A 16,750-nucleotide genomic window follows, 5' to 3' on the forward strand; every position below is an offset into this window, starting at 1 on the left:
GGGCCCGCCAGAACTCCGCACGAGCCTGCAGGGGAGCGCCGCGGGTGCCGGGAAAGCACACGGTTGCCGGGCCGAAGAACCAGCGGGCCGACCGGCAAGCCCGCGGGAGCGGGGGCGGCCGGCCCGTCGGCTGCGACAAGGCGATCTACAAGCGCACGGACGAGGTGGAGCGCACGATCAATGCGTCAAAGACCTTCCGGGCCGTGGCCACAAAGGACACCGTTGCTCCTGTGCGCCTCCGGCCCCACGCGCAGACCGCCGGAGGCATCGCTAAAGGGCACCGACGGAGTTGTGGGCGCTGACAGGTGCGTACCTGGCGTTTCCGTCGAAGGTCGCGTCGTATCCGGCGGTCACCAGCTTGACCGTCGGGATCCCGAGCGGGAGAGGGGAGTTCTGGCACTCGGCGTTGCCGTTGGTGTCCGTGGTGGCCTCGCACAGGGTTGTCTTTTCGCCCGCCACGGTGAACGTGACGGGCAGACCGGCGACCGGGCTGCCGTCCACCTTGGTGAGCTTCGCCTTCAGGCCGTGGGTCTGGCGGGCCAGCACATCGACGGATCCGTAGTAGGCGGCCGCGTTGAGACGCTCGGGAGTGCCCTGATAGTCCGCTGCGAAGGCCCCGGAAGCCGTGAAGACGCTGCCGAGAGCGAGCGCCGCAGCGGTGACTCCAGCCCCACGGGCAAGGGAACGAAGCACGTCATAGTCCTTTCGGTAAATCCTGTATCCGGCACTCCTGACAACGTGGCATCAAGGGCGGGGATGTGGACTCCGAGGCGCGTGCGCCACAAAGGGTGAAGCGCGACCGGCCCCGTCCCAGGTGGGCGAGGCCTTCCCCGGGTCGGGGGACGCCTCCCCTCATCGGGGAGAATGGGAGGTCTGCACCGGCGCCGCTGCATACGGCGCCACTCCCTCGCGTCACCAGGAGACCACCCCCTTGTCGAAGCAGTCCGCAGCAGCCGGCCGACCGCGCCGCGAAGCCGAGAACTCCAAGGGAGCCAGGGAGCACCAGGGGTCCAAGAGGGCCAGGGGGGCCGGTAGGGGCAAGGGAGCCACGGAATCCCAGGGCTCCAAAGGGGCCAGGGAATCCCGGGAGTCCCTGAAAGCTCAGGACTCCCGGAAGTCCAGGGCATCCAAGGCGCCCGAAGAGCCCAAGGGAGTCGGGGGATCCCAGGAGGCCAGGACGGCCCGGGAGTCCCAGGGGGCCAAGGCAGCAAGGGGAGCGAAGGGAGCAAAGGAATCCCAAGGGCTCAGGGGGGCCACGAAGCGCAAGGGCGTCTCGGACTTCCAGAAGCGTAAGGAGACCGGAGGGCCCAAGGAAGGCAAGGGGTCCCTTGAGTCTCTGCAAGCTCAGAACCCCCGGAAGCCCAGGAAGCCCCAGAAGCGCCGGGAACCCCATGGGTCCCGAAAGACCCTCAAGTCCCAGGAGTCCAAAGTGTCCCCGGAATCCAAGGCGTACCCGGAAACCAGGGCGCCCCAAGAGTCCAAGGCGCCCCTGAAAACCAAGGCGCCCCACGAATCCAGGGCGCCCTATGAACCCAAGGCATCCGAGGAGTCCACGGTGGCCGAGGCCGCGCGGCGGGGGCTCAAGGCGGAGTGCGGGGACTGCTTCGGGCTGTGCTGCGTCGCGCTGCCCTTCACCGCCTCCGCCGACTTCGCGGCCAGCAAAGCCGCGGGCCAGCCGTGCGGCAACCTGCAGAGCGACTTCCGCTGCGGCATCCACAACCGGCTGAGGGAGAGCGGCTATTCCGGCTGCACGGTCTACGACTGCTTCGGGGCCGGCCAGCAGGTCTCGCAGGTCACCTTCGGCGGCCGCGACTGGCGCCGCGAGCCGGGCAGCGCGCGGCAGATGTTCGCGGTCTTCCCTGTGATGCGGCATCTGCACGAGCTGCTCTGGTACCTGAACGAGGCGCTCACCCTGCCGACGTCCGGACCCCTCCTCACCGACCTCCGCCGCGCCCTCCGTGACGTCGAGCGGCTCACCGGGGCGGACGCGGACACGCTCGCCGCCGCGGACGTGCCCGCGCTGCGCGCCGACGTCAGCGGACTGCTGCTGCGTACGAGCGAACACGCACGGGCCAAGGCGCCCGGCCGCAAGAAGAACCACCGCGGGGCCGACCTCATGGGTGCCCGCCTCAAGGGGGCCGACCTGCGGGGCGCGAACCTGCGCGGCGCGTATCTGATCGCGGCGGACCTCTCGGGGGCCGATCTGCGCACCGCCGATCTCATCGGGGCCGACCTGCGCGACGCCGATCTCAGCGGTGCGGACCTGCGCGGCGCGCTCTTCCTCACTCAGGTGCAGGTCAACGCGGCCAAGGGGAACGCGGCGACCCGGCTCCCGGCCTGGGCGGAGCGCCCGTCGCACTGGCGGGCCGCCTGACCCGCTCCCCCATCCCGCCCCGCCCCACCTCTCCTCCGCTCCCCCGCACCCGCAGCCCTGCGGAGCTCGGCTTGATAGGCAACCATTTGGTTGCCTATAGTCGTGGCGTGACGATGGACGCCGCGTTCCGCGCGCTCGCCGACCCCAGCCGCCGCGCCCTGCTCGACCGGCTCAACGCCCGCAACGGCCAGAGTCTGCGGGAGCTGAGCGAGGGCCTGGACATGAGCCGGCAGGCGGTGAGCAAGCACCTGGCGGCCCTTGAGGCGGCCCGGCTGATATCCACCGTCCGGCGCGGCCGGGAAAAGCTGCACTACCTCAATCCCGTACCGATCCAGGAGATCGCCGACCGCTGGATCGGCCGCTACGAACGCGGCCGGATGGCGACACTCTCCCGGCTCAAACAGACCCTGGAAGGACAACCGGCCATGACCAAGCCCGAGTTCGTCTACGTGACGTACATTCAGACCACCCCCGAGAAGCTCTACGAGGCGCTCACCGACTGGGAGTTCATCAAGGAGTACATGGACGGGTGGGGCCCGCAGTCCACGTGGGAGGTCGGCTCGACCGTGAAGTGGAAGATGGGCCCCGACGGCGAGGCCGAGGAGCTGGGCCAGCGCGTCCTCGAGGCCGAGCCGGGCAAGCGCCTCTCGTACACCTGGCACACGCTGCAGCCCATGCACCGTGAGATGTTCGACTTCGCCTCGGACGAGGCGTGGGAGCAGGCCACCAAGGAGCGTTCCAAGGTCACCTTCGACATCGAGCCCGCGGAGGAGCCCTCGGCGGGCGTCAAGCTCACCATCACGCACGACGACTTCGACAGCCCGGACAGCAAGATGCTGGAAGGCGTCAGCGGCGGCTGGATCATGATCCTGTCGGCTCTGAAGACCCTTCTGGAGGGCGGCAGGCACGTCGCGGATCAGTAGCGACGGACCGATGGGCCGATGGACCGGCGGACGGGCGGACGGGCGGACGGGCGGACGGGCAACGACGCGGACCTGCAGGTCCGGCCTCACGGGCAGCCGTTGCCGACCGCACGAGTCGGCCGGGGCGGCAAGCCGCCGTCAGTCGGACTCGGCCCTCTCCAGGGCGCGTTCCGCGTCGCGCCGGGAGAGGGCGCCGAGCAGTCGCCCCTCCGGATCGGTGACCAGGACATGGTCCGACGCGCGCTTCCCCATCCGCTTCACCAGCGGCTTCAGGGATTCGCCCGCGCGGACCGTGGGCGGCCCCTGCCGCATCACGTCCTGGACGGTCGCCCCCGCGCGGGGCTCGGCCTCGCGCGCGGAGAGCGTGCCGAGGACGATCTGGTCGTCGTCCACGACGACACAGAAGTCCTGGGCGGCCGCCCGGAGTTGGGCCAGTGTCTCGTCGAGGGGCCGGCCGTAACCACAGGTCGGCACGGTGTCGCGGGCCACATCACCGGCGAAGACGAGGTACGCCGCCGCGCCTTCCCTGGGCAGGCCCGCGGCCAGCCAGTCCGCCTTGCCGGGGGCGTAGTCGTAGACGTACCGGAAGCCGAGCTGCTCAAGGCGTACCGCGGCCCGCGGGCTCAGGTCGCACAGCGCGTCGCAGCAGTAGACGACGACGGGCCTGTCCGGGTCCAGAAGCCGCGGGGCCTTGTCGTCGAGCCGTCGCAGCGGGATGTGCACCGCACCCGGCAGATGCGCGTACGCGTACTCCTCGCGGGGCAGCACATCGACGAGCTGCGCGCCTTCCTCCTCGGCCAAACGCCGCACCTCCTGGCGGTTGAGGATCCGGCTCGGCATATCGCACTCCTCGCTGACGGCGGTCCTGCACGGCGCACGGGTGCCCGCCCGCGCCGGTGCCGAACCCGTCAGCTGAGCGCTCCGCGGGAAGTCCGGTACGACACCTGCGGGTGCGTCGCGGCTGGTCGCACAGTTCCCCGCGCCCCTTCAGGGCACGTTCCAGGCCGCGTGGCAGGTCGCCGCGAAGGCCGTCGAGCGGGCGAAGATCCGTTCCACCTCCGCGTCGGACAGCCCGTACCAGCCGTGGTCCGCATCCGGCACTATCTCCAACTCCGCCCGCACTCCCGCCTGTTGGAGGCGTTCCGCCAAGTGCTCGCTGTGACCGGGTGCGACCATGGTGTCGGCCCCGCCGTGGATGACCAGGAACGGCGGGGCCTCCGCGTGCACCTGCTCCGCGGGGCTGGCGGCACGGGCCCGTGCCGGATCCGCGGCGGGGACGGCGCCCAGCATCGAGGCTTCGGGCGTGGCCGGGTCGTACGGGTCGAAGGGCGCGCGGGCCGCGGTGAGATCGCTCGGGCCGTACCAGACGACGGCGCCCGCGAGGCTCGGCGCGGTGCGGCCGAGGGCGAGCAGCGACGCGAGGTGGCCGCCGGCGGACTCGCCCCACACCACCGTCCGCCCGGCGTCGACGCCCAACTCCCCGCCCCGCAGGGCGAGCCAGCGCAGCGCGGCACGCAGATCATCCAGCTGGGCCGGGAAGACCGCTTCGCCGCTCAGCCGGTAGTCGACAGACGCGACGGCCGCGCCCGCGGCCGCGATCCGTGCGAAGGGCCCGGGGTTCCAGGCGCGGGTGCGAAGCCCCATGTCGTCGCGGCGGCCACGGCGCCAGGCACCGCCGTGCACGAACAAAACCAGCGGCACGGGCCCGGCGGCGTCCGCACCGGGCAGCCACAGGTCGAGCTCCAGCGGCCTGCTGCCGTCCAACTGGGCATAGGGAAGGGCCCGTAGCAGCCGTACGCCGTGTGCGAGCCCGGCGGCGGGCGGCAGGGGCGCCGTGTCCGGGTGGGGCGCGGCGATCAGCTCGCGCGGCACCGGCCGGGCGGCGGCGCTCACCGGGTGCGCCACTGGTGGCCGGGCTTGAACTCCACGTCGTACTCGCGCGGCACCGTGGCGAACTTCTCGGGCGCCGGAATCAGCGGCGTCCGGGGCAGGCCGAGCTCGGTGACGGGGGCACCGAGGGTCTCGAAGAACCGCTCGAAGGTACCGGCAGGACCGGCGGCGACGCCCACGACCTGACTGTGATGGCGCTCCATGCGGTAGGCGTGGGTGCAGTTCTTCGGCACGAAGCCGAAGTCGCCGGGCGTGAGCAGCTTCTCCTGCTGCTCCCCCTCGGTGTCCTCGACGAACAGCCGCACGGCCCCCGCTGTGATGTAGAAGACCTCGTGCGTGTCGGCGTGCCGGTGGGCGGGGATCACATCTCCCTTGGGGCCCTCGACGGTGAAGAAGTTGAAGGTGCCCTCGGTCTGTTCCCCGCCGGCGTAGACGGTGACGAGGTCGCCGAACAGGTGGGCCCGGTCCCCTTCGCCCTTCTCTATGAAGTACGGCTTGGCCGGGTCGGCCGGAATGCGTGAGGCGCTGCGGTAGCGCGTGGCGTATTCGATGGTCATGGCTCCCCAAGTGGCGTTCGGCGACGCGGACGGCGGCCGGTGGCCGGCAGCCGGATTCGGCACACCGCACCACCGTTGCATGTCAGGTAGCCTGACACAGTCGGATCGCGGCCGACAACCCCCGGTAGCCCCGGCAGCCCCGGTCGATAAGCTCGCGATTCACTTCCGCCGTCCCCGGACCCCTGCCGCGCCCTCCCCGCACCCGCTCCCCGCTCCCCGCACATGAGGACCCGATACCCGATGTCGACGACCGGCCGCCCCCTGCCCCAGCTCCTCGGCGACGCCAGACGGTGGTTCGAAGAAGCGCTGCTCGCCACATTGGCGGAGGCCGGTGCCGCGCCCGTGTCCCCGACGCAGACCGCCGTATTCGCGGCCCTGGACGAAGAGGGCACCACCGTCTCCGAACTGGCCCGGCGCATGGGCGTCACCCGCCAGACCGCCCACCAAGCGGTCCACGGTCTGATCGGTATCGGCCTGCTCGAACAGGCCCCCGACCCCGCCTCCGCCCGGCGTCGTCTGATCCGTCGCACCCCCGAGGGTCTGCGCACCCACCACCTGGCCGAACGCATCCTCGCCGACCTCGAACAGACCCTGGCCCGGCGCCTCGGCCCCGAAACGGTGACAGCCCTGCGCGCGGCACTGGAAGCACCGTGGGGCGAGCCGCCCGGCCCCGGCGGGAAGACCTGCTGACCCCGCCCCCTTCACCGAGCCGGGTTCACCAGGTCCGGCTCACCAAGTCCGTTTCATAAAGCGCCGGTTCACGAAGCGCCGGTTCGCGTGCGCACCAGCCACTGTTCGGCGTAGGCGACGGCGTCCGCGAGAGGGAACAGCCGCGTGGCCGCCGCCCCGACCGTGCCGTGCCGGACGGGCCGTTCGCGCTCGAAGGCAGCGCCCAGCTCGTCGAAGTCCTCGCTGTTGTTGACGCGTTCGCGGACCGTGATCCACTTGCGGCCCTGCGGGGTCAGCACCGCGGACGACTCTTCCTCGGTGGCGCTGAAGGCGCGGAACTCGGCCAGGTGGAAGCAGGAGCAGGTGTCGAACCCGGTGCCGAGCAGCAGCACCTGGGCCCCGGCCGCCTCCGCCCTGGCCAGCGGACTGGCGTCGCCGAAACGGCAGTCGACGGCGTGCCCCTCGGTGAGTTCGGCGGCCCGCGCACCCACCGCCGCGAACGAGGTCTGCGGATGCGCGCTGCGCAGCGCCCCCGGCCAGGTCCGCACCGTCTCCGCGATCGCCCCGAGGCCGCGGGACGGCGTGATCCTCGGGTCGTAGGCGGGCATGGACGCACGGATCACCGGCCACCACTCCGGCGGCACCGGGGGCCGCGACCAGCCCGCGGGATCGGAGTTGTCGACCGTGTACGCCGGAACCAGCACCGTCCCGCCGGGCCCGAGGACCTCAAGGAGTGCCTGGACCACCGCCACGGGGCCGCCGACGACCCAGCCGAGGGACCGCAGCGACGAGTGCACCAGAACGGTCCCGCCCGTCCGCACCCCCGCCGCCCGCAGATCCACGGCCAGGGAGTCCTTCGTGCACAACGGACCAGAAGGCGGCGACACGTTCATGAAAGCGAGCATAAAGCGGCACGGACAGCACCCCAAGGCACCCGGGCGGCGCTCAGTCGACCGGGTCGCCGGGCGCCACCGGATGGGCCTCGAGGTCAGGTGCCGCAAGCAGTTCGGCGACCAGTTCCGGGGACCCGCCGACGTATGTGCTGACCAGATCCACGTCTCCGCCCAGGCACCAGGCGCGGTCCTGCGGCCACCACAGGTCGGGCAGCTCGGCGAACTCGTCCAGGGACACCGGCGAGACGGCATCGGCGAGGGACCCGGACAGCAGCACCTCGTCACGGCCCGGGGTCGCGAAGCAGGGAATGTGCTCGAAGTCCCAGCGGCCGTAGCCGTGCCAGAGGCCGTACCAGCAGCGCTCGGGGGCGTCGGTGTGCCGGACCAGGACGGGGAGCAGGGCGCGGGCGACCTCGGGCGGTGTCGGGCCCTCGGCCGGGTGCTCGTCCCAGACACCGGGCCGACCGTATTCGGAGAGGTTGTGGTAGTTGCGGTCCGTTCCGATGAGTTCGTGCCAGGTCGTACCCGGCGTCATCCTGCGCCCGTCGGCGGCGGCCACGGTGCTCCACCGCACCGGCCGCTCGTCCAGGGAAGCCGGATGCAGCACCCGCGCGTAGGCGGGGAACCCCGGCGCGGAGACTCCCGCGACGGTCCCGAAGTCGCCCTGCCCCGGGGCGCGTTCGGTCAGCCAGCGGGCCGGGCCGAGATCGGCGCTCTCGACGCGCAGCCGGCCGTACCGTTTTGGGGCGGGGTCGCGGGACACCCCCTGACAGCTCTCCACGGGGACAGTCTGCACTCCCGCGCAGCGCCCGGCCGATCGGACCGGCGATGACTTCACTTGAGGAAGGCAAGAGCCCAGTTCTATTGCGGTATGGGTTCACCTCTTGACTCGGGCCGGGTGACCGAGTTGGCTGCGGTCCACTTCGGCCGCACCATTTCGGCCATGTCAGGGAGGCACCGAACATGAATGCGCGCATGCGATGCGCCGCCGCTGTCTGCATCGCATCCGTCCTGCTGGTCTCGCTCTCGGCGCCTGCGGTGGCATGCTGCCCGGCGGGGACGGTGACAGCAGTCCGCCCGTACGCAAGGGCGACGACGTGACGATCGGCCTGCTCCTTCCGGAGAAGGAGACGGCCCGCTACGAGAAGTTCGACCACCCCATCGTCAAGAAACAGGTGGAGGAACTGACCAACGGCAAGGGTCACTTGGTGTACGCCAACTCCGGTGGGGACGTGGCCCTGCAGAAGCGCCAGATGCGGTCGATGATCTCCGACAAGGTGGACACGATCGTCGTGGACGCGGTCGACGCGCACGCCATCGCCGGCTCCGTGCGGGCGGCGAAGGACGCCGGTATCCACGTCCTCGCGTACGACCGGCTCGCCGAGGGCCCCATCGACGCGTACATCGGTTTCGACAACGAGCTCGTCGGCGAGACCCAGGGCAAGGCGCTGGTGGAGGCGCTGGACGGCAAGGCCTCCAAGCGCAGCAAGATCGTCATGATCAACGGCTCGCCGACCGACCCGAACAGCGCCTCGTACGAGAAGGGCGCCCGCAGCCGGCTCTCCGCGGTGACCATCGCCAAGTCGTACGACACGGCCGGCTGGAAGCCGCAGAACGCCGAGGCCCATACGAAGCGGGCCGTCTCCGAGCTCGGCGGCGACAACATCGCCGCGGTCTACTCCGCCAATGACGGCATGGCCGCCGGTGTCATCAAGGCGCTGAAGGACGCCGGGGTCTCCCCGCTGCCGCCGGTCACCGGACAGGACGCCGAACTCGCCGCCGTGCGACGTATTCTGACGGGTGATCAGTACATGAGCGTCTACAAGCCGTACATCAAGGAGGCCGCGACGGTCGCCGAGATGGCGGTACGCATCTCCCAGGGGCGCAACATCGAGTTCGAGGCGATGGCCGCGGACGTGGTGGACAGCCCGACGGCCAAGGAGATCAAGGCACACACGGTGATGGTCGAGCCGCTGACCCGCGAGAACATCAAGAGCACCGTGATCAAGGACGGGATCTTCAAGGTGTCGGAGATCTGCACCCCGAAGTACGCGGTGGCGTGCGCGGAGGCGGGGCTCACCGACTAACCCGCACCGAGCGGCTCCGACCGGGCGGCCCCGACCGGGTGGCCCTCGCCTTGAGGTGCGCGGGCACTCAGCTCCCCGTGAGGCGGCGTTCCAGCGGGGTGCGGAAGCTGGGGCGGATCCGGATGTCACCGAAGAAGGCGGCGAGGCGGGCGGCTTCGGCGGCGATGGCGTCCTTGGCCTCGCGGCCGACGCCCCGGGTCACGAGGAGATGGGTGACGATCTCGCCGTCGGGGCGCTGTACCCAGCCGCCGACGATCCGGCCGTCCCACCACACCGTGGGGCCGATATTGCCGTTGTTGTCGAAGAGTTCGGGTGCGTGGGCGGGGTCCAGGTACCAGTCGCGGTGGCGCCAGCCCATCGGCGTCGGGTCGAGCGCGGGCAGCAGCGCCGCCGCGGGCTCGGGTGCCGCGGGCGCCTCCAGATGCTCGGGCATGGCGTGCCCGGGGCCGTGGGCGAGGTCGGCCTCGACGGCACCGGCGCGGGCCAGGGCCTTCCGGGTGTCGGTGAGCGTCCAGCCGGTCCACCACTTGAGGTCCTCGGTGGTGGCGGGACCGAAGACGGTCAGATAGCGGGCCGCGAGCTCGGTCTTCGCCTCGTCGGCCGGCAGCTCGGGATGGGGCTCGGCCACGATCCAGCGGTACTGGGACGAGGCCCAGGTGCCGAGGGGGCGGCCGCGCCGGATACGGCCCTCGGCGGCGAGGACGGACAGGACGCGGCTGGTGATACGCGGCCGCGACTCGTACGGCTTGCCCGGCGCCATCACGAGCTGCGCCTTCAACACCGGTACGGCGTCGGCGAGTTGCGCGGCCGTGGCCTCACCGAGTTCGGCCAGGGCGGTGAGTACCTCCTGTTCGGTCGCGATGAGCCGGCGCTCGTCATGACCGAGTTGTGCGCCCAGGTCCTTCAGGAGGTTCCTGCGCTCGCGGGCCGCCACGGCGCGGGCGGTGGAGGCGTCGACGACGGGTGCGAGAGCGCGGGGTACGACGAACATGGTGCGCCGCATGCACAGCATCCGCAGGAGCGTGTGGTCCTCGTACAGGGCACGCTCCAGATCCGCCACCGACGGCGCGGCCGTCCGGGCGGCCACCGACAGATACACCGAGGCCGGGTCCGTGGCGTGCAGGGCGAGCAGGGCGTCGGCGACCTGCTCGGGCCCGGCCGCACGGGTGGCGGGAGTCAGCAGGTGACGGGTGACGAGGCGGGCGCGGCGCTGCTCGTCGCTGATCTGCGGTCGGCTCATGGGGAGCAGTGTGCTTGAGATGCGCGGTGTGTGCGTGAGGTGCGCACTGTCCGCGTGAAGTGCGTGCTGCCTGAGTGAGGTGCGCACTGTCCGCGTGAAGTGCGTACTGCCTGAGTGAGATGCGCACTGTCCGCGTGAAGTGCGTACTGCTGTCCGCGTGAAGGAAAGCTGCGGCGGCGCTTAAGAAATCCTCGATGGACCCCGGGGGCCGCCGTGCGGATGATTTCCGGGAGATCCCCCTTCCCTCCCCGGTACGGGTGCCTTCGGCATGCCCGGACCCGGGACCTCACTTCACGGGAGCCGTAGCGTTGAAGGCACTGATCAAGGAGAAGCCCGAGCAGGGACTCCGGCTCGCGGACGTGCCCGAGCCGTCCATCGGCCCCGGCGACGTGCTGATCAAGGTCCTCAGGACCGGAATCTGCGGCACCGACCTGCATATCCGCGCGTGGGACGGCTGGGCGCAGCAGGCGATCCGCACCCCGCTGGTCGTGGGGCACGAGTTCGTCGGCGACGTGGTCGCCATCGGGCGTGACGTCGTCGATGTCGCGGTCGGCGACCGGGTCAGCGGCGAGGGCCATCTCGTGTGCGGCAAGTGCCGCAACTGCCAGGCAGGCCGGCGCCATCTTTGCCGTGCGACGGTCGGGCTCGGCGTGGGGCGTGACGGCGCGTTCGCCGAGTATGTGGCGCTGCCCTCGGCGAATGTATGGGTGCATCGCGTGCCCGTGGACCTCGATATCGCCGCGATCTTCGACCCGTTCGGCAACGCCGTGCACACCGCGCTGTCCTTCCCGCTGGTCGGCGAGGACGTACTGATCACCGGGGCCGGTCCGATCGGTCTGATGGCCGCGGCGGTGGCGCGGCACGCCGGCGCGCGCCATGTCGCCATCACGGACGTGAGCGAGGAGCGCCTCGAACTGGCCCGCAAGATCGGCGTCAGCCTCGCGCTCGACGCGAAGGACGCCACGATCGCCGACGGGCAGCGCGAACTCGGCCTGCGCGAGGGCTTCGACGTCGGCCTGGAGATGTCGGGGCGGCCCGAGGCGATGCGCGACATGATCGCGAACATGACGCACGGCGGCCGTATCGCCATGCTCGGCCTGCCCGCGCAGGAGTTCGCCGTCGACTGGGCCCGGGTGGTGACCTCCATGCTCACGGTCAAGGGCATCTACGGCCGGGAGATGTTCGAGACCTGGTACGCCATGTCGGTGCTGCTCGAAGGCGGCCTCGACCTCGCCCCCGTGATCACCGGCCGGTACGGCTACCGCGACTTCGAGGCGGCCTTCACGGACGCCGCGAGCGGAAAGGGCGGCAAGGTCATCCTCGACTGGACCGCGTGACCGCCGTCCGCGCGCTCCCCTTCACCTCCCGTACCGCATCGGCACGTTCAGCGACCGCACTCGCACTCTCGTGACCTTCAGGACCCCCAGGACCTCAGGAGCCTCCTCATGTTCGACTCCGTACGCGACGATCTGCGCGCCACGCTCGATGACATCCGGGCCGCGGGCCTGCACAAGCCCGAACGGGTCATCGGCACCCCGCAGTCCGCGACCGTCCACGTCACCGCCGGGGGCCGTCCCGGCGAGGTGCTCAACTTCTGCGCCAACAACTACCTCGGCCTCGCCGACCACCCCGATGTCGTCGCCGCGGCGCACGAGGCCCTCGACCGCTGGGGCTACGGCATGGCGTCCGTCCGCTTCATCTGCGGTACGCAGGAGGTGCACAAGGAACTGGAGCAGCGCCTGTCGGCCTTCCTCGGCCAGGAGGACACGATCCTCTACTCGTCCTGCTTCGACGCCAACGGCGGTGTCTTCGAGACCCTGCTCGGTGAAGAGGACGCGGTGATCTCCGACGCCCTCAACCACGCCTCCATCATCGACGGCATCCGGCTGTCCAAGGCCCGTCGCTTCCGGTACGCCAACCGCGATCTGGCCGATCTGGAACGGCAGTTGAAGGAGGCCACCGAGGGCGGGGCGCGCCGCAAGCTGATCGTCACCGACGGGGTGTTCTCCATGGACGGCTACGTCGCCCCGCTGCGCGAGATCTGCGATCTGGCCGACCGCCATGACGCCATGGTGATGGTCGACGACTCGCACGCCGTCGGCTTCGTCGGCCCCGGCGGGCGCGGCACCCCGGAGCTGCACGGAGTCATGGACCGCGTCGACGTCATCACCGGCACCCTCGGCAAGGCGCTCGGCGGCGCCTCGGGCGGCTATGTGGCGGCCCGCGCCGAGATCGTCGCCCTGCTGCGGCAGCGCTCGCGCCCGTATCTCTTCTCCAACACGCTCGCCCCGGTGATCGCCGCGGCCTCGCTCAAGGTGCTCGATCTGCTGGAGTCGGCCGGCGACCTGCGGGAGAAGCTCGCGGCGAACACCGCGCTGTTCCGCTCCCGGATGGCCGATGAGGGCTTCGACGTCCTTCCCGGTGACCACGCCATCGCCCCCGTGATGTTCGGCGACGCGACCGTGGCCGGGCGCATGGCGGAGCTGCTGCTCGACCGCGGTGTGTACGTGATCGGCTTCTCGTATCCGGTCGTGCCGCACGGCCAGGCCCGGATCCGCGTCCAGCTGTCCGCCGCGCACTCGACCGAGGACGTGCACCGGGCCGTGGACGCCTTCGTCGCCGCCCGCGCGGAGCTGGGCGCGTGACGTGGGCGTGAGCCGCCGGCCGGTGTGAGTACGGGTGACGTGCCGCGGGTCCATGAGCGAGTGAGGTACCCGCGGCTCCCCTTACGTATGAGGCGCCCGCGGCCACCCTTACGCGTGAGGTGCCCGCGCCCCCGCCTTACGCGTGAGGTGCCCGCGCCCCCGCCTTACGCGTGAGGTGCCCGCGGGCCGCTCCGGCCGACCTGAGAGGATCGCGTTCATGCTCGAAGCACGGCGCCTTCACATCCTCCGCGCGGTGGCCGACCACCGTACGGTGACGGCTGCCGCCGCCGCGCTGTACCTCACGCCGTCCGCCGTGTCCCAGCAGCTCATCGCCCTGGAGCAGGAGACGGGACACCAGCTCGTGAAGCGCGGGGCACGTGGCGTACGGCTCACGCCCGCCGGCGAGATCCTGCTGCGCCACACCAACGAGGTCCTCGCCCAGCTGGAACGGGCCGAGGCCGAGCTCGCCGACTACAGTTCCGGTACCGCGGGCACGGTCACCGTCGTCTCCTTCGCCACCGGCATCAGCCTGGTCGTGGCACCTGCCCTGGCCCTCCTCGCCGGGACGGCGCCGGGCATCCGGGTCCGGGTCCACGACGCCGAGGGCGACGCGAGCCTGCCGATGGTCCTCGACCGGCAGGTGGATGTGGCCATCGCCGTCGAGTACCGCGGCGCTCCGGGCGCCGACGACACCCGGCTGACCCATCTGCCCCTGTACGCCGAGCCGTTCGACGCCGTACTCCCCGACACCCATCCCCTCGCGGCGGCCGACCGGGTCCCGCTCGCCGAGCTGGCGAAGGATCCCTGGATCGGCCCCTACCCGGGCAATCCATGCCACGACGTGGTGGTCCTGGCCTGCGAAAGCGCGGGATTCCAGCCGGAGTTGGAGCATCAGTCGGACGACTTCCGCGCGGTGGTGGCCCTCGCGTCGGTCGACGCCGGCGTCGCCCTCGTACCGCGCTCGGCGCTGCGCGGCACGGACCTCGGCTCGGTCGTGGTCCGTCCCGTCGACGGCGTCGCCCCCACCCGCCGGGTCTTCGCGGCCGTACGGCGCGGGGCAGAGGAGCATCCGCTGATCCGGCCGGTCCTGGAGGCACTCGGCCAGGCGGCGCCTCGCGGCGACGAGTGACGGCGCCGGGGTGACAGCGCCGGGGTGACAGCGCCGGGGTGACGGCGCCGGGCACTTAGGCTGCCTCGACAGGTGCTGGTGCCAGGCCGCCCTCGGGCTGCTGCCGACGAGCGCCGGAGCGGGCCCCGAGCGGTACGGAGGTGCGAGGTGCACGAGCAGGACCTGCACGCGGTGGAGGCGGTCCGCAGCGGTGACGCGGCGGTCTTCGGGGAGCTGGCCGAGCGGCACCGGCCCGAGCTGCGGGTGCACTGCTACCGGATGCTCGGCTCGTTCACCGACGCCGAGGACCTCGTACAGGAAACGCTGTTGCGGGCCTGGCGGCGCCGGGAGACCTTCGCGGGGCGTGCCACCTTCCGGGCCTGGCTCTACAAGATCGCGACCCATGCCTGCCTGGACTTCCTGGACAGCCCTGCGCACCGCCGCGAGCTGGTTCCGGCCGACGCGCCGCTGGCCGAGGTGGCCTGGCTGCAGCCGTACCCGGACGAGCTGCTCGACGCGGCCGGGCCGGACGCCGCGCTCATCGCCAGGGAAACCATCGAGCTGGCGTTCCTCGCCGCCATCCAGCACCTGCCGCCGCGCCAGCGTGCCGTGCTGATCCTCCGGGACGTGGCCGGCTGGTCCGCCCAGGAGACCGCGGACGCCCTGGAGTTGACGGTCGCCTCGGTGAAGAGCGCCCTGCAGCGGGCCCGCGCCACCCTCCGCGACCGTCTGCCCGAGCGCCGGGCCGACTGGGGCACCGCGACCGGCCCGAGCGAGGACGAGCAGGCGGTACTGCGGCGCTACGTCCGGGCCTCGCAGGAGGCCGACATGAAGACCCTCGCGGCCCTCCTGCGCGAGGACGCACGGCAGGCGATGCCACCCGCGGCGCTCGTCTTCGACGGCAGGGCGGCCATCCTCGACCTGTGGCGGCCGGTGTACGAGGGCGACGGGGCCTGGGGCGAGTGGCGGACGGTGCCGGTCACGGTGAACCGGATGCCGGCCGTCGTGAACTACGTCCGCAAGCCGGGCGCCACGGCCTTCACTCCGGTCAACATCGACGTACTGCGGATCGAGGCCGGCCTGATCGCCGAGATCACGACCTTCGCCCCCGAGATCCTCCCGGCCCTCGGACTCCCCGCGACTCTGTGACGCAGGTCACCGACCTCCGGGCGCCCGCGACCGATTCCTTTTCCCGCGCCCGCCCGTCACATGAGGCACAACCAGGACGCAGCCCGCAAGGGCCCGGGAAAGGACACCCACCATGACGCAGCACACCCCCTTCACCGGCGATGCCGAACTCGCCGAGCTCGACCGTCTGACCGGCACGTGGAAGGTATCCGGCGGTGCCGAGGGCGTCGTCACCTACCGCTGGCTGGAAGGCGGCCGTTTCCTGCTCCAGGACGTCAGCCTGCAGCATGAGGGCCAGCGCATCACGGGTCTCGAAGTGATCGGCAGGGAGCGCCCGTTCGGCGCCGAAGAGCCGGGGCAGGACCTCAAATCCCGCTTCTACGACAGCCAGGGCAACACCCTCGACTACGTCTACGAGCTGACCGGCGACACCCTCACCATCTGGGGCGGCGAAAAGGGCTCACCCGCCTACTTCCGCGGCGATTTCAACGACGACGGCACCGCGGTGACCGGCGCCTGGGTGTACCCGGGCGGCGGGGGCTACGAGTCGGCCATGACCCGGATCGCCTGAGCTCAGCGGCCCAGCCCCGGCGCCGCTCGTTCAACAGCTTCAGTAGCCGCCGGGGTCACTGCTTCCGTAGTCGTTGCTGTTTCCGTAGTCATGACTGCTGTTGTTGTGGTGGTCGCTGTTGTGGTGGCTGCTGTTGCTGGAGTGGCCACTGCCACTGCCACTACCGCTGTCATGGCCACTGCTGTGGTTGCTGTGCCCGCTGCCGTGATGGTGCTGGTGATGGTGGTGGGCCGCGGTCCACTGGCTCTGTGCGGCGCCATCGTTGTCGGAGGCGGCGTACGCGGACGAGGCCGCCCCGGCCTGCCCGTCTTCCTGGGGCCGGGCCGATGCGTCGTTCTTCGCCACCCCGGTCGACGGACGGCGCGACGGACGGTGCGGTTTCGGGGCCGGCCTCGCGGCCCCTGACACGCGGGGCGTGGGACGGGTCGCCCGCGGTGGAGTCGCCCTCGGCGGGGTAGCCCTCGGCGGTGGCGCAGAAGGGCGCTTGGGCCGGGAAGGCGGGTTGTCCATCAGCCCTCTGGCCAACCGCCACCCGCCGTAGATCACAGCAGCCCAGAAGGCAAGAACCAGCAGACTCCCCATGGTGCACTCCCGCGTCGGGACGATCCGGCAGACCTGCAGAAACAGCCGAGGCGGCCGAAGCGGCCGGGCAAGGACCGCTGCGA

General features: G+C 71.3%; 17 protein-coding genes. 9 read left to right on the top strand and 8 right to left on the bottom strand.

The genetic code is table 11. From position 1 onward, the window contains the following. Positions 1-270: 270 nt before the first annotated feature. Entirely contained in the window at positions 271-693 is a 423-nt protein-coding gene (locus ACFQVC_RS27110; protein WP_381835353.1) for an Ig-like domain-containing protein, read from the bottom strand. A gap of 862 nt (positions 694-1,555) precedes the next feature. On the opposite strand from ACFQVC_RS27110, the gene ACFQVC_RS27115 reads away from it, so the two are divergent. Together ACFQVC_RS27115 and ACFQVC_RS27120 are read left to right on the top strand one after the other, a co-directional pair. Continuing rightward, entirely contained in the window at positions 1,556-2,374 is an 819-nt protein-coding gene (locus ACFQVC_RS27115; protein WP_381835674.1) for a pentapeptide repeat-containing protein, read from the top strand. A 113-nt stretch (positions 2,375-2,487) separates the two neighbouring features. Next, on the top strand, positions 2,488-3,297 hold the full coding sequence (locus tag ACFQVC_RS27120; protein WP_381835676.1) for an ArsR/SmtB family transcription factor: 810 nt from the start codon (positions 2,488-2,490) through the stop codon (positions 3,295-3,297). A gap of 138 nt (positions 3,298-3,435) precedes the next feature. Here the strand turns inward: ACFQVC_RS27120 and ACFQVC_RS27125 are convergent, their stop codons facing one another. The 3 genes from ACFQVC_RS27125 to ACFQVC_RS27135 all read right to left on the bottom strand — a co-directional run bounded on the left by ACFQVC_RS27125 (position 3,436) and on the right by ACFQVC_RS27135 (position 5,744). Beyond that, positions 3,436-4,137, bottom strand: coding sequence for a rhodanese-like domain-containing protein (locus ACFQVC_RS27125; protein WP_381835355.1), 702 nt, complete (start codon positions 4,135-4,137; stop codon positions 3,436-3,438). Positions 4,138-4,284: 147 nt separating this feature from the next. Next, on the bottom strand, positions 4,285-5,190 hold the full coding sequence (locus ACFQVC_RS27130; protein WP_381835357.1) for an alpha/beta hydrolase fold domain-containing protein: 906 nt from the start codon (positions 5,188-5,190) through the stop codon (positions 4,285-4,287). After that, positions 5,187-5,744: a quercetin 2,3-dioxygenase gene (locus ACFQVC_RS27135; RefSeq protein ID WP_381835359.1), complete on the bottom strand. Its 558-nt coding sequence runs from the start codon at positions 5,742-5,744 to the stop codon at positions 5,187-5,189. The genes ACFQVC_RS27130 and ACFQVC_RS27135 overlap by 4 nt, the downstream gene beginning before the upstream one ends. Positions 5,745-5,984: 240 nt before the next feature. Here ACFQVC_RS27135 and ACFQVC_RS27140 point away from each other — a divergent pair, with 240 nt between their 5' ends. Then, positions 5,985-6,434, top strand: a complete 450-nt coding sequence (locus ACFQVC_RS27140; protein WP_381835361.1) for a MarR family winged helix-turn-helix transcriptional regulator — start codon at positions 5,985-5,987, stop codon at positions 6,432-6,434. A gap of 68 nt (positions 6,435-6,502) precedes the next feature. On the opposite strand, the gene ACFQVC_RS27145 is transcribed toward ACFQVC_RS27140, so the two are convergent. Continuing rightward, positions 6,503-7,306: an AAC(3) family N-acetyltransferase gene (locus ACFQVC_RS27145; RefSeq protein WP_381835363.1), complete on the bottom strand. Its 804-nt coding sequence runs from the start codon at positions 7,304-7,306 to the stop codon at positions 6,503-6,505. 52 nt (positions 7,307-7,358) lie between these two features. Then, on the bottom strand, positions 7,359-8,087 hold the full coding sequence (locus ACFQVC_RS27150; RefSeq protein ID WP_381835365.1) for a hypothetical protein: 729 nt from the start codon (positions 8,085-8,087) through the stop codon (positions 7,359-7,361). 262 nt (positions 8,088-8,349) lie between these two features. Here ACFQVC_RS27150 and ACFQVC_RS27155 point away from each other — a divergent pair, with 262 nt between their 5' ends. Beyond that, on the top strand, positions 8,350-9,393 hold the full coding sequence (locus ACFQVC_RS27155) for a substrate-binding domain-containing protein (RefSeq protein ID WP_381835367.1): 1,044 nt from the start codon (positions 8,350-8,352) through the stop codon (positions 9,391-9,393). A 67-nt stretch (positions 9,394-9,460) separates the two neighbouring features. Here ACFQVC_RS27155 and ACFQVC_RS27160 read toward each other — a convergent pair whose 3' ends face one another. Continuing rightward, positions 9,461-10,633, bottom strand: coding sequence for a winged helix DNA-binding domain-containing protein (locus tag ACFQVC_RS27160; protein WP_381835369.1), 1,173 nt, complete (start codon positions 10,631-10,633; stop codon positions 9,461-9,463). A gap of 308 nt (positions 10,634-10,941) precedes the next feature. Here ACFQVC_RS27160 and tdh point away from each other — a divergent pair, with 308 nt between their 5' ends. The 5 genes from tdh to ACFQVC_RS27185 all read left to right on the top strand — a co-directional run bounded on the left by tdh (position 10,942) and on the right by ACFQVC_RS27185 (position 16,085). Then, positions 10,942-11,970, top strand: coding sequence for an L-threonine 3-dehydrogenase (tdh, locus tag ACFQVC_RS27165; protein WP_381835371.1), 1,029 nt, complete (start codon positions 10,942-10,944; stop codon positions 11,968-11,970). A 108-nt stretch (positions 11,971-12,078) separates the two neighbouring features. After that, positions 12,079-13,278, top strand: coding sequence for a glycine C-acetyltransferase (locus tag ACFQVC_RS27170; protein WP_381835373.1), 1,200 nt, complete (start codon positions 12,079-12,081; stop codon positions 13,276-13,278). Positions 13,279-13,495: 217 nt separating this feature from the next. Beyond that, the gene (locus ACFQVC_RS27175) at positions 13,496-14,407 is read left to right on the top strand and encodes a LysR family transcriptional regulator (RefSeq protein ID WP_381835375.1); all 912 of its coding nucleotides are present in this window, start codon (positions 13,496-13,498) and stop codon (positions 14,405-14,407) included. A 147-nt stretch (positions 14,408-14,554) separates the two neighbouring features. Then, on the top strand, positions 14,555-15,535 hold the full coding sequence (locus tag ACFQVC_RS27180) for an RNA polymerase subunit sigma-70 (protein ID WP_381835377.1): 981 nt from the start codon (positions 14,555-14,557) through the stop codon (positions 15,533-15,535). Positions 15,536-15,647: 112 nt separating this feature from the next. Continuing rightward, positions 15,648-16,085: a hypothetical protein gene (locus tag ACFQVC_RS27185; RefSeq protein WP_381835379.1), complete on the top strand. Its 438-nt coding sequence runs from the start codon at positions 15,648-15,650 to the stop codon at positions 16,083-16,085. Positions 16,086-16,124: 39 nt separating this feature from the next. On the opposite strand, the gene ACFQVC_RS27190 is transcribed toward ACFQVC_RS27185, so the two are convergent. Further along, entirely contained in the window at positions 16,125-16,430 is a 306-nt protein-coding gene (locus ACFQVC_RS27190; RefSeq protein ID WP_381835381.1) for a hypothetical protein, read from the bottom strand. Positions 16,431-16,750: the final 320 nt, after the last annotated feature.

Origin of the sequence: Streptomyces monticola, assembly GCF_042665355.1 — a bacterium.
Classification (GTDB): domain Bacteria; phylum Actinomycetota; class Actinomycetes; order Streptomycetales; family Streptomycetaceae; genus Streptomyces; species Streptomyces monticola.

What these genes read in the sequence shown, in the direction of transcription:
- ACFQVC_RS27160 (WP_381835369.1), bottom strand. Translation starts at nt 10,633, where the DNA reads ATGAGCCGACCGCAGATCAGCGACGAGCAGCGCCGCGCCCGCCTCGTC.
- ACFQVC_RS27135 (WP_381835359.1), bottom strand. Translation starts at nt 5,744, where the DNA reads ATGACCATCGAATACGCCACGCGCTACCGCAGCGCCTCACGCATTCCG.
- ACFQVC_RS27170 (WP_381835373.1), top strand. Translation starts at nt 12,079, where the DNA reads ATGTTCGACTCCGTACGCGACGATCTGCGCGCCACGCTCGATGACATC.
- ACFQVC_RS27185 (WP_381835379.1), top strand. Translation starts at nt 15,648, where the DNA reads ATGACGCAGCACACCCCCTTCACCGGCGATGCCGAACTCGCCGAGCTC.
- ACFQVC_RS27155 (WP_381835367.1), top strand. Translation starts at nt 8,350, where the DNA reads ATGCTGCCCGGCGGGGACGGTGACAGCAGTCCGCCCGTACGCAAGGGC.
- ACFQVC_RS27175 (WP_381835375.1), top strand. Translation starts at nt 13,496, where the DNA reads ATGCTCGAAGCACGGCGCCTTCACATCCTCCGCGCGGTGGCCGACCAC.
- ACFQVC_RS27120 (WP_381835676.1), top strand. Translation starts at nt 2,488, where the DNA reads ATGGACGCCGCGTTCCGCGCGCTCGCCGACCCCAGCCGCCGCGCCCTG.
- ACFQVC_RS27145 (WP_381835363.1), bottom strand. Translation starts at nt 7,306, where the DNA reads ATGAACGTGTCGCCGCCTTCTGGTCCGTTGTGCACGAAGGACTCCCTG.
- ACFQVC_RS27125 (WP_381835355.1), bottom strand. Translation starts at nt 4,137, where the DNA reads ATGCCGAGCCGGATCCTCAACCGCCAGGAGGTGCGGCGTTTGGCCGAG.
- ACFQVC_RS27140 (WP_381835361.1), top strand. Translation starts at nt 5,985, where the DNA reads ATGTCGACGACCGGCCGCCCCCTGCCCCAGCTCCTCGGCGACGCCAGA.